Genomic DNA, 12476 nt, shown 5'->3' with positions numbered 1-12476 from the left:
ACTGTTCGAGCTTGATGGTTTTGTTTTGGGTGGGGTATGCCACACGATAAGCTATGATGAATCGTAGGGTGCGGCCCTGCCGCACCATCAGGGTGAGAATTCCCGAAAAAAGCAGATACTTTGGTTCTCTATCAGCAGCGTCTCTACACCGTCTCGTCAGGTGGTTTGGTTTTTAGTTGGGCATGGTGCGGCAGGGCCACACTCTACATGTGGATTTAGTTCGGGGAGTAGCATTATTGGGAAAGTGGTTGAACTGAATTAAATAGATGAGCGGCTTTATCTCCCCAAATTTCTTTTAAGCGCTGAACACGGCCACAATTCCAGCGATAGAATTTGTAGCGTGTGGGATTGTTTTTATAGTAATCCTGGTGATAGCTCTCATCTCCTTTTATGGGATAGAAGGTTGATGCATTTAAGATTTCTGTAGCGACTTTTTTATCTGGAAACTGCGCTTCTACGGCTCTCTTTGACGCCTCAGCGATTTTTTTCTCGTGCTCATTTGCAACAAAAATGGCACTCAAATAGCTATGGCCTTTGTCGCAGAACTGTCCACGATCATCAAAGGGGTCGATATTAACCCAGTAATGGTTAATTAGGTCTTCATAACTGACTGTAGTGGGGTCGTAGGTAATTTCCACCGCTTCATAGTGGCCGGAATGATCGCCGTTATAGGTAGGGTTTTTTAAAGTGCCACCAGTAAAACCAGAGATTACATCAGTAACGCCTGGCAATTTTTCAAAATCTGACTCCATACACCAGAAGCATCCGCCAGCTAAAACTGCTCTATCTGCATTTGCACTGGTTATTGTGAGTAGCAGACCCATGGCCAATAACTGCATAAATTGATGTTTCACAAGAATTCTCCCCGCGTAAATAGGAATGGCAACGATGCTTGATGTGCTTGCCGGTTAATTGATATCCAACACTATTTACCATTGACACTGTTTACTAGAGGAATACTTCAATTGTTATCGTTTTGTTATAACTCAGGCTGCAGAGTTGAGCTTGAGCCAGGGGGATGTGAACTGCAAAAAATGTACTCGGATGGCCTGAAAGTTTTTCCGGTAGATTGTTGTACACACAGAAATTACAAATAAGCCCCTGGCGCGACCACTTTCATGCCGTGAATCACAATATCATCGTAGAGCGGGCTGTCTATTCGTCCCAGAGAAAAGATCAGCGTTGAATCCATAGGCGCCTTGACTGCCGCCTGGCTGCCCACCAACTGAGTACCGGCAATGTCGAGGCGACTGTTATTCGCCTCGATTGCCACCTCGCCTTCGATATGGCCGGCGGTGATGTTGAGATTTGAGTCGTGCAGCTTAAGTGCCGTTGCCATGGAGATGATTCGGCTGTTACGCATGGTGACTGTGGAATTCGTAATCACCAGATTGTTGATTTCTGCATCTTTTATGAGGACATTCTGGCAACCATCAATCAAGAGGCTGCCGATTCGTCCTGTAATAGTATGTCCCGATTGATTCTGACACTGGACGGTCTGACGAAAGTTGGAACTCTCTGGCTTGGAAGCTGGTTTCTGTTTAGCTTTGTAGCTCTGCTTGAGATGGGGCCTCAATAGTTCGTGGAACCGCTGCGGTTGTTCTATAAAAGCAATGTGTCCACCATTAGGAAGCAGCTCCAGTCTGGCATCAGGTAGCAGGGATTCCAATACATAGCCTGTCCTTAATGGGGCGATTTTATCTTGATCGCCCCAAATGATCAGTGTCGGCTGGTGAATTGTTTCCGGTATTCGACTGAAATCGTTCTGAACCAGGGCCAGTCCGGCAATAGAGGTGGGGTCGCTCCGTAGCACCTTGGATCTGAAGGGTTCCAGGTTGATCAGCAGATCCATGTTGATGGGGGCACGTTTTTCCAATGCGCTCATCAGTGCCCCTGCCAGGTCGGTCACTTTTCGCTCATTGAGTACATTGTATTGATCGAGTACTTTATCGACGCCCAGCGGGGCGAGGTATTTTGTGTAGGCGAGTCGGTGCAGGATACCTGCGGCATCGATCAGGGTCAGTGTTTTGACATCTGCCGGATAGCTATGGGTGAACTGAAGACTGATTGCACCCCCCATGGAGTGTCCAATCAGATGAAATGGCTTACCGACATGCTTCTCGGCCAGTTGGTGGATCAGTCGGGCGTAGTTGACGGGAGAGTAGAGTGCATTGCCTTTGGTTGAGCGGCCAAATCCCGGCAGGTCGAAAGTGAAAACAAAGTAGTCCTTCTTGAGTCGATGCAGGATATCCTCCCAGCATGTGGAGGCCTCATCACCCAGTCCATGAACCATCACCACTGCAGGACGATCCGGGTTGCCAGCGGTTCTCAGGTAGACCTGGCCACCAAACACATTTTCGCGCTCGAACCACTCTTTGTTTTGTTGGGCGGCATAACCGGGGGAGGGCACAAGCAGGCTCGAGATGATTAAAAAAAACGGCAATAGAGTATGTTTCATCATAGGCTTGGGCTCAGAAGCTTACTTTCACTATAAAGCCAGATGATAACAGGGAGCGTAGTCGCCTTGAAGTTTCATTCGGTTCTGATCTGCGAACGAGATCAGTAATCTGTCCATAGCTTCTACAACTTCCTGCTCCCCATGAATAACAAAGGGGCCATGCTCTTCTACAGCTCGAATGCCATCCTCTTTGACATTGCCCGCTACAATACCCGAGAAAGCACGCCTTAAGTTGGCTGCAGCGATGTGGCCTTGCTGCTGTCGATTCAGATCCAATTCAGACATGGCCTGATGAGTGGGCTGGAATGGATGTTGTAGATCCTCTTCGATATGTATGCGCCAATTGAAATAGAAGGCGTCATTAAGCTCGTAACGATAACTTCGCACACTGGCCATAGCTGTTGCCATAGTTTTGGCCACTGCAGCAGGATTATCAATGATGACCTGATAGTGGTGTTGTGCCTGATCTCCCAGGGTGATGCCGATAAACCGGTCGATCTCTGTGAAATAGTCAGCGCATTCAGCTGGTCCGGTTAAAATCAATGGGAAGGCGTGATCCTGGTTGTCCGGGTGCATCAGTATGCCGAGAAGATAGAGTAGCTCTTCCATGGTACCTGCGCCCCCTGGAAAGATCACCACACCATGGCCTGTACGCACGAAGGCTTCGAGCCGCTTTTCGATGTCGGGCATGATCACCAGTTCATTAACAATCGGGTTTGGGGGTTCTGAGGCGATGATTCCCGGTTCGGTTATACCCAGGTAGCGACCGTCGCCAATACGCTGTTTTGCATGTCCCAACGCGGCCCCCTTCATGGGGCCCTTCATTGCCCCTGGGCCACAACCAGTGCAGATATTCAGGCCCCTCAAACCAAGTTGGTAGCCTACCTCTTTTGAGTAGTCATACTCCCTTCTGCCTATGGAGTGGCCGCCCCAGCAGACGATTAGATTTGGATCCATGCCGGTATACAACACCCTGGCATTGCGCAATATATGAAATACCGCTGAGGTGATATGAACCGGCTCGTTGAGGTCGTAAGAAGGGTTGTTGTGGACTTCGTTATGGACGTAAATGATATCCCGTAACACTGCAAACAGGTGCTCCTGAATGCCTCGTATCATTTTTCCATCAACAAATGCACTGCCTGGGGCATTCTCCAATCGTAACTGTATGCCACGGTTGCTCTGCATCAGGTGAATGCCGAAATCCCGATAACTGTCGAAAATCTCTCTTGCATTATCGGTATCACTACCACAGTTGAGCACTGCCAATGCACAGCGTCGAAAGAGACCGTATAGACCACGTGCGCTGGTGTCTCGTAAAGCATTGACCTCAAGTTGAGAGAGTACCTCAAGACTCCCTTCCGGTCGGACAGAAGCGCTTAATCTGCTCAGGGGTTTGCTCAAATTCTGAGCGTGCGGACGGGGCTCTCTTTTACTGACTTTACTCATGACAATACTTCGATTGAGTCCTTTTTATTGTGTTCTATCCGGAAAGCAATTAATCGAGTAAAGATTGTTAATGATGAAGATGCGAAAAAGCGCATCTCCATCTTTTATTTCACTCAGCTACCGGGTAGAAGATCCTCTATTACCATACGCTCTTCCCGCAACTCTTTTTCTGATTCCTTCAATCGGCAGATACTGAACTCATCCAATTGCAAATCCTGGACTATCTCATAGGCGCCATCTTTGCAGGTTACAGGAAAGGAGAATACAACCCCCTCATCAATGCCATAACTGCCGTCAGAGTGAACGGCCATGCTGACCCAATCTCCCGCTTCAGTGCCGATTGCCCAATCATGCACATGATCGACCACCGCATCAGCGGCAGAAGCAGCAGAGGAGAGGCCACGAGCTTCGATGATCTCAGCACCTCGGCGTTGAATCCGGGGAATAAAATGGTCAATGGCCCAATCATGAGTCACGAAATCAAAAACCGCTTGGCCCTTGATAAGACAGTTGTCAATGTGTGGGTACTGGGTCATGGAGTGATTGCCCCAGATCGTCATTCTTTTAATATCAGCAGCCAGGACATTGTTTTTGTTGGCCAATTGTCCCAATGCACGGTTGTGGTCCAAGCGGGTCATGGCGGTAAATTGAGTGGGGCTCAGATCCGGCGCATTAGCAGCTGCAATCAGAGCATTTGTATTGGCAGGATTGCCGACCACCAGAACCCGTACCCCTGGAGCGGCATGGTCATTGATCGCCTTACCCTGATTGGAAAAGATCTTGGCGTTTTCCGTTATCAGATCTTTGCGTTCCATGCCTTTACTGCGGGGCTTTGCGCCAATAAGTATGGCGTAGTCGGTACCTCGGAAAGCGATACTTGGATCATCTGTGAGGACAATGTCATGCAGTAGGGGAAATGCGCAATCCTCCAGTTCCATACCAACGCCATTCAGTGACGAGATGGCTTGGGGAATCTCCAGAAGACGGAGAATGACCGGTTGTTCCTGGCCAAACATGGCACCTGAGGCGATACGAAACGCCAGTGCATATCCAATGTGACCGGCAGCGCCGGTGATGGTGACTTTTACTGCGGGCTTCATTTCGGTTGGATCCTCCCATTAATTTATTAGATACCCAGATAAGTATAGTTATTTCCGGTTTTTTAGGTAGTCTATTCTCAGCCTATACCATAGTTTTTTTAAATCTGCATTATTAATCGAGGCGCCCTTAAGCGGTTTCTGCCTGGATGATGACCTCGTGCATTTCAATGGCGCCTTCTCCATCGAATGCCTCTTTTGGCATAGGGTTGGCATGAGCCTGTTTAAAGTCCTCACTGCCAACCCAGTTTTCGAAGGCGGCCTTATCTTGCCAGCTTGTCAGGACAACATAGGGTGTCTCCGGACCGCTTGGCTTTAATACCTGCATGCGTACGAAACCGGCTTGCTTTTCAATTTGACCGCTACGGGCCTGAAAACGGGCTTCAAACATCTCTCTATAGTCTTCGGCAACCGGCACTCTGTTGGCAACGATGAACATTTGATATTCCTATGTCTATATATTTAGTTGGTGTTTGCGGAATTTAACGGGATACCCGGTCAATCTACTTTCTCTGTATATATTATGTGCTTTTAAAAGCTAATGATTTGTTGCTGTTTTTATACAACAAAGCACTGCTATCCCATTTACTTGCAATCTCCTCAGAACAACTCTGAAAGCCCCTCTCCCTTTACGGGAGAGGGGTTGGGGAGAGGGTGTACGCGAAGCGTTTCACGTGATTGAAAGATAAAACCACATTGATCGTTCATATTTTTCTTGCTAATTGCTGGGGAAAACAGGGTGTTTATTCACCCCCTCTCCCGCAAGGGGAGAGGGGAGTTTCTTTAAGATACTGATGATTTGTAAGTTTTTTCTAGCCGTGATCCTAAGCTGCTGATGCTTTTTCATATCTCAATTCTCAATCACCAATAGAAACCAATATCAATTAATCAGTTACAACCGAAATGGTTGAAGTAAGCGGGACAGCACTGACAACAAAGTAATAAAATGAACTTACGCGATCCTTGCACTCTTCTCAGATTAGATTCCGATTGCCACAGAGGTTCCAGTTTTATTCATCATAACAAATGTTCATAGGGTGGTAGTGTTTGTAATCTGTTGTCAGCTTTTGCTTGGCCAACGGTGAAATGGTAGAGGCTTTGAAAGCGACTATCCTTCAATCCCAGCAGATCGTGCACAGCATCATCAAAAAAACAGCCGATACCTGTACCTCGAACTCCATGAGCTTCGGCCTGTAAGTAGAGCACCTGGCCAATCAGGCCGGCCTCCCAGAAAAGTTCGGGATAGATTTGGGGGCCAGACTGATCCAGAGCAAGATCAAATTCCGCCAGCATACCGAGACTGAAAAAACTACTGGCGGCAATATCCTGGTGGCAGGAGAGTGCGCGGGCTGCTTTTTTGACTTCTGTGCTGATCAGTCGGTAGAGGGGCAGGTGAGAGGGAGTATCTTCAACCTTTTCCCAATCAAACTCCTGTTCAGTACTCTCTTTGAATTGCTGTAGAGATTGATGGGATCTCAGCAACAGGTAGAGTCCTGGCGCGAGGCCATCTACCCGGTGGACAAATAGCAGCAAGTGTAACCTGGATTGAAAAGGCCAGCTCTTCCATGGCAGTTCAAGAGGTCTCGGCAAACAGTTGTCGAGCATCTCATAGAAAACCGATTGTTTTAGCATCGCCTTGCCGTTGAAAGCTTGTGCGCTGCGTCGTTGTAAAATGATCTGGCGTGCGGATTGGTCAGGTGCAGGGGTGGCTTCAGGCAATGCCATATCATGTAATGCGCCCTGCTGACAGGGAGGGCAGGTTTTCAGAGTTTGCTCTACCTTATCGATGATCGGCCATTGGTGTTTGGGGTGATCACTGAGCCGATTGGCACGACCATGCCAATCAGTTGAAGAGAGGGCGGAAATCAGTTTTTCGTTCGACTGCTGAGGAACCTGTTCGCTCTGGTTGCTGCAAAGTCTGAGCAGTAGATCCGGATATTCAGCTTCGGCGCCATCGAAATCTTCTGTTCTGCTAAGCCCCAATAGTTTTGCCAACTCGATAGGTGACAAGGGAATACGATCAAGAAAACATCCAAGGGTTGCAGCTGAATAGGCAAGTGCACCGATAGCATGACCAATATCCAGCTGTACATAGCGGTAGGCCCGTTCACCATATTTCCAGGCTTCACGCCAGGCGATGCTGCTTAATCCGACCATGATAGTGGGTGTGTTGATATCGTTTACATCTGCAGGAATCTCAGCCCTCAACTCTAAAATATGGTGATAGGGGGCATAGTGGTAGACACCATCTTTTAGTGCACTTAGACCGTGCACCACGAGATAAACTTCTGTGGGGTGCAGGTTGCCACTGGAGGGATTGCAGCGCAGTGACCAGCGATCCGGGCCATAGACTTTCCAGGCGGCTAATCCCATACTGAAGCGGAGTAGACTGGAGATCTCTTTCAGCCCCCACTCTTGCAGTGCAACATGAGGTTGATGATCTTTAAGTTCATTCAGGCTGGGATCTGGCAGGTCGTCTAAATCGAGAGGGAGTTGTATCGATGAGGCTGGTTCGAAGCGTCTGAATGGGTCTGGTTGTTGCTCCCAGTCTAGAAAATCAGGGCCTGCTGCATATTTGTCTAAGCGATGTTTGGTTCGATCATGATAAGCACGTACAAGTTCCAGGGCCCGCTGCTGAGTATCGGTTTTCATGCCTATATCAGATGAATTTTCAGCAACATGCTTAAGATGCTGCATTCTCATCAGGAGTTTTAGCGCGCACAGTCAATGCATGCAATTCGCCACTGGCGATCTCCTGGTTGAACAAAGTCAGAATTGAGCGTTGTCTTTGCAGGCTTTTCATATCAGCAAAAGCGGGTGATGTGACATTGACCTCAAAGCTGCAGTTCTCCCCGGCAACTGTGATTTCAGCATCTGGATAGAGCCCTTTGATGCGACTCATCAACTCTTGTTCATTCATATCTAATCTCGTTATTCAATTGCATTAGCTTATCATCTCATGGATTCAGGCCCTAGTCTGTTTCGATGGGGATTTTGTGGAAATAGCTTAATTTGGCTGAGCTAGTGAAGGATTATCAATGACCAGGCCAGTGTATACAGGATAGGTAAGGTATAGTGATCTCTAGTGTCTCCCTGGGCTGTGCTCCAGTCGGAGAAACAAGTCAGCCGAAAGCGCAAATAGTTGACATACTGGTGAGTGATGAGGCAACTTTCTAATAAAAAAGCGGGAAGGTGACTATGGATCTATACAATAAACCGATTCAGGATCGTATCGAGTGGCTGTTTAACCATGCTAATCAGCACTCAACTACCTACAGCAGTCCGGAAAGCTGGTTGGCCCGCACGCGCTATCTTGCGGAACACCCTACAGCTATCGCAGTACTCAAGTGTATGGATGGGCGTATCAATATTCCAATCGCCACCAACACGCCCAAGGGAATCATTCAGCCATTTCGTAATCTGGGGGGGATGTTCGATTTGGGGTGGCCCCACCTGGGTGAGGTTCTGGCCAGCTATGTACAAAGTGTGACTGCGGATGGCCGGCACACCATGATCTTGATAACTTACCACTACTCGAAGGGTGATCCCCAACGGGGTTGTGCCGGCTTTAACTACGACACTGAGGCAGCAAAAGCTCACACTTACCAAATCAAGCGCCAGGTCGAAGCGGTATTTGGTGCTGGCCATCAAACGGTTTATCCCATCGTATGTGGTTTCGAAACAGATGAAGATGCCTTGATTCTGCATGGTAGTAACGGCGAATTACTGAACATGGCTGAGATCAAGTCCTTTGAAAGGGACACCCTGAGACCCCGTTTGGAAGCGCTCTTCCCCGACATGTCTCAACAGATGCGTGAGGATCTGCTTCCATTGATTGCCGGCAATCTTGATCATGTCGAAGAGTCCCGTCAAATGCAGCGTGAACTCGATATAGTCCACAGGGAGTGGATGATCTGTATTGGGCGTGGTTTTGATTTTCTGCACATGCCCAACATCGCATTGATCATCGGGCCCTACAGCCCGAGTCTTGCTGACCCGATACAAAAAGCAGCAGGCATTATCCAGAACAATATGAATGCAGGACGAATTCCAGACGACGGCTTTCTATTACTGGCATCAGTGCCTTTTCAGGATGTGGGTGTTGATCGTGCTCGTGCAGAAATGAAAGCCAATTTTCTCTGTAACTTTGCCGCGAATGAAATAAAAGAGATCAATCCAGATCTCGCAAAAAAGATGTCAGTTAAATCCGCTGTTTTGAATTGGCAGTCCAGAGCTTTGGAGTCCCTGAGAACCGTTTGCTAGATTATATTTAGGCAATCTATAGTGGCTGAAGACGATATATTTAATTGCCGGGTTAATAATTTCGATCACTATAGTGTTAACGGGGCACCACTCTTGCCGTCCTGAAAGCAGATGCTTGGACGCTGTGTAGATATTTGTAAGCGAAAAATTATTTTTGATTTGTATAATCGAGGAGAGAGTTCAATATGCGTCTGCTACACACCATGATTCGGGTCGGTGATCTACAACGATCAATCGACTTTTATACCCAGGTACTTGGCATGTCCCTGCTACGACAAAAAGAGTATCCGGAAGGTAAGTTTACTTTAGCCTTTTTAGGCTATGGTGATGAATCTGAGAATAGTGTGATTGAGTTGACCCATAATTGGGATACTGACAAGTATGATATGGATAACGGTTTCGGTCATCTTGCAATCGAAGTGGATGATGTCTACCAAGCTACTGATGAGATTAATAAGTTGGGGGGTAAGATAATTCGGCCGGCAGGCCCAATGAATGCTGGCGCAACAATCATTGCTTTTGTTGAAGATCCTGATGGTTATTCCATTGAGCTTATCGGAGCTAAATAGTTTATTTGAAAGTTCTGTTTTTTTACCGAGAGAGGCTGCTCTTGGAAGTTTGCGGGATAGCTTCAAAGATTCAGCCATTTCAGAAACTAAGAGACTGTAACAAATACCGTCCATCTCTCAGTGTTGAAAAGCATGATTCAGGTCGTTAATTCTGTAGATCTCAATACCAACTCCTAAACAATTAGTATTTCACTGCAGGTTTAATAAGACATGCGATGTAGGGTGCGGCCCTGCCGCACCATAAGGGTGTCGATTCAACATAAACCCTCTTTACACTGCTTGATCTCACATTAGTCTGAATAGAATAAACTCTGTTAACCCGATCGCCAGCTGGTTTTCGTTAAAGTCTGGCATGGTGCGGCAGGGCCGCACCCTACAACATATGAATTAGTTGTGAAGAGTAGTGAGTGTATGTCGCAACAGCCGGGTCATAATATTTCAGCCTGTCTGGTAGTTAAATAATTTAGTGTAGATAGAGCCTGTCTTTTAACGGGTATCACTTATCAACCATATTGAATATCTATTTCTAAGGGGGCTCGGTATCTGTTGTTCAAAGATACCAAGAAATTATTCTTGCGAGCTTTTATTATAGTCGTGGTTGAGGCGCTCATTTAATGCAATGATCTCTTTTGCGAGCATTTTGTGTCCAGCGAATAGAAGGCCTCGGTGATTCATGAAAGTGCTGTCCACTCTGTTGAGATCCATAGGATTGCCAAATATATCGCTGGCCACAGCGCCTGCTTCTTGGCAGATACATGCAGTTGCAGCATAGTCCCATAAACTGCCACCACTTGCGTCGGGATGAGGGTATTTAAAGTAGCAGGTATTTGGCTCTTCAAGAACAGAGCAGGCGTTTGATACTGCGCCTATGTGAAACTCAATTTCAGCGCCTTCAACACCGATTCTATCAGCTATTGTCTCCAGCCCTGATTGGGTCTGCTGTAAGCGGGTGTCTGATTGAAAGCTATAGTCTGTGCGTAGTGTGAGTGGCCGGTTCATGTCGAGTTGGGGAGGCGTGATGGGGTGATTGTTCTTGAAAGCGCCTTGGTTATGCAGAGCATGGTAGGTTGTTTTCTCTACAGGGTCATATACAACACCGATCAGTGGTGAGCCATTTCGAGCCACCAATGAGATCGAGACAGAAAAGCCTGGTTTGTTGTTGGCAAAAGCCAAAGTGCCATCCATCGGGTCAATGCACCAGAAAGCTGGCTTGTTATGCCTTCTTCCATCATCAGGAGCTTCCTCGGTAAGCAAGGCAAGATCATAATCCTTCAGGCTGGGGAGAAGCTGCTCAAGAATAACCGCTTGTGCTTTATGATCTACATCGGTGATGATCTGTGAAGCCTGACTGGTTCCGATTGCTTTTTCTCCAATGGTAATATCCTGATTGCGATGCTCTGCAATCAATTCGCCTGCTGTTCGCGCTGCATCTATTGCCTGTTTGGTAAGATTTTGAAGTTGTTCTCTGCTGAAACTCATTGGCTGATTTGTAGTTGATTGATCACTTCGTGGGCAAGGCGTTCGCTGTAGCTATGGATTTTCCAGTGTCCAGGACTCCAGCCTTTCAGGAAACGATAGAAATCAGTCCAGGCAACACTGTAGAGAGGACGCCAGGCCTCTTCAACCTCTGAGCCGTCGATTTCAGGCTGGTGAATTGCCAGGGCTTGTTTTAACGCGTTGAAGTAGCTGTCGAGCAGTGTTGATTCCAATTCTTCACATGCCGTTTCATCAAGGCAACTACTGATAAAGTAGGCGATATCTTTCATGCCGCAACCACCACCGACATATTGAAAGTCCACTGCAGCAATTTTGCTTCCTGTATCAGAAAAACAGAAGTTGGCTAACTTGGCATCGCCATGTACAAGGGTTTGGAATGGTGCCTTATTTAATGTTGCATCAAGCATTGAGGCGGCCAGTTTCAGTTCATCATCTTCCATCGCCGCCAACTCATCCGGTCGGGTATCTAAATGCCAATAGCTACCAATCTTCCACAGTCCTTGCGGTTTGCGCCCCATAAAAGTGGCATGGAAATGGGCCAGCCAGTTCAGACAAGTCAGCATCTCTTGTTTACTGACACTGTCTTTTCTCAATGGGAAACCGCTGCTGTCCAGATCCTCCAGTACCATCAGCACCTCATCATCATGGTGTTCTATAGCCAGGCAGTGGGGGATGCGGCAATGGTCGTCACACTCTGTTGCCCAATGTTCATACCAATTGGTCTCAACTTCATAGGAGTGTTGCTTACGTTTATGAGAAAGGTCAGTATTCCAACCGCGCGGATGGTTACTCTGATCAGGCATACGAACATGCTTCACTACTACGCTATTGAGTTCTGAGCCGATCAGTCCATAGCGATCAAGGCTGCCATATCCACTCCATAGAGATTGAATTGTTCCTCCAGGAAAAAGATCGCTGGCACCAGTGGTACTAAGGATAATATCTCGTATATGTGAATGCATTGATTAGGTCAAACATCTTCGCTACTGGGGAGAGAGGGGTATGGTGTAATTACTCATAATCTAGCAGGATTTGTCTGTGGTAGGAAATTCTATTCGATTACAGCAACAGAAAACTGTCTATCAACATGAACCTGTTCAGTAGCAGGCCCTACTGGCTATAGGATAAAATTATTGCATGTGA

General features: G+C 47.3%; 11 protein-coding genes. 2 read left to right on the top strand and 9 right to left on the bottom strand.

Annotated features, from left to right (window positions below):
- Nucleotides 1-233 precede the first annotated feature (233 nt).
- The 7 genes from msrA to AC4IFB_RS10105 all read right to left on the bottom strand — a co-directional run bounded on the left by msrA (nt 234) and on the right by AC4IFB_RS10105 (nt 7924).
- Nucleotides 234-854 (bottom strand): peptide-methionine (S)-S-oxide reductase MsrA, encoded by a 621-nt coding sequence (gene msrA, locus AC4IFB_RS10135; protein WP_490777980.1) that lies wholly within the window; start codon nt 852-854, stop codon nt 234-236.
- 233 nt (nt 855-1087) lie between these two features.
- Nucleotides 1088-2461, bottom strand: a complete 1374-nt coding sequence (locus tag AC4IFB_RS10130) for an alpha/beta fold hydrolase (protein ID WP_490777981.1) — start codon at nt 2459-2461, stop codon at nt 1088-1090.
- A gap of 27 nt (nt 2462-2488) precedes the next feature.
- Nucleotides 2489-3907, bottom strand: coding sequence for a nucleotide 5'-monophosphate nucleosidase PpnN (gene ppnN, locus AC4IFB_RS10125; RefSeq protein ID WP_490777982.1), 1419 nt, complete (start codon nt 3905-3907; stop codon nt 2489-2491).
- A 113-nt stretch (nt 3908-4020) separates the two neighbouring features.
- Nucleotides 4021-5007: a malate dehydrogenase gene (locus AC4IFB_RS10120; RefSeq protein ID WP_490777983.1), complete on the bottom strand. Its 987-nt coding sequence runs from the start codon at nt 5005-5007 to the stop codon at nt 4021-4023.
- 127 nt (nt 5008-5134) lie between these two features.
- The gene (locus AC4IFB_RS10115; RefSeq protein ID WP_490777984.1) at nt 5135-5443 is read right to left on the bottom strand and encodes an antibiotic biosynthesis monooxygenase family protein; all 309 of its coding nucleotides are present in this window, start codon (nt 5441-5443) and stop codon (nt 5135-5137) included.
- Between the two features lie 578 nt (nt 5444-6021).
- Complete coding sequence (locus tag AC4IFB_RS10110; protein WP_490780101.1) at nt 6022-7656, bottom strand: SagB/ThcOx family dehydrogenase; 1635 nt, start codon at nt 7654-7656, stop codon at nt 6022-6024.
- Nucleotides 7657-7687: 31 nt separating this feature from the next.
- The gene (locus tag AC4IFB_RS10105; protein WP_490780100.1) at nt 7688-7924 is read right to left on the bottom strand and encodes a BolA/IbaG family iron-sulfur metabolism protein; all 237 of its coding nucleotides are present in this window, start codon (nt 7922-7924) and stop codon (nt 7688-7690) included.
- 278 nt (nt 7925-8202) lie between these two features.
- On the opposite strand from AC4IFB_RS10105, the gene AC4IFB_RS10100 reads away from it, so the two are divergent.
- Both AC4IFB_RS10100 and gloA read left to right on the top strand, forming a co-directional pair.
- Complete coding sequence (locus tag AC4IFB_RS10100) at nt 8203-9267, top strand: hypothetical protein (RefSeq protein ID WP_490780099.1); 1065 nt, start codon at nt 8203-8205, stop codon at nt 9265-9267.
- 185 nt (nt 9268-9452) lie between these two features.
- Entirely contained in the window at nt 9453-9836 is a 384-nt protein-coding gene (gene gloA / locus AC4IFB_RS10095; RefSeq protein ID WP_490780098.1) for a lactoylglutathione lyase, read from the top strand.
- Nucleotides 9837-10403: 567 nt separating this feature from the next.
- Here gloA and AC4IFB_RS10090 read toward each other — a convergent pair.
- Complete coding sequence (locus tag AC4IFB_RS10090; RefSeq protein WP_490780097.1) at nt 10404-11315, bottom strand: 3'(2'),5'-bisphosphate nucleotidase CysQ family protein; 912 nt, start codon at nt 11313-11315, stop codon at nt 10404-10406.
- Nucleotides 11312-12295 carry a phosphotransferase gene (locus tag AC4IFB_RS10085; RefSeq protein WP_490780096.1) on the bottom strand — a complete coding sequence of 328 codons (984 nt, stop codon included), beginning with the start codon at nt 12293-12295 and terminating at the stop codon, nt 11312-11314. Before AC4IFB_RS10085 ends, AC4IFB_RS10090 begins: the two co-directional genes overlap by 4 nt.
- Nucleotides 12296-12476 lie beyond the last annotated feature (181 nt).

It is taken from the genome of Candidatus Thiodiazotropha sp. AKIB8, from assembly GCF_058244675.1.
Note: the sequence above shows the minus strand (reverse complement) of the source record. Positions and strands in the feature narration are given on the sequence as shown.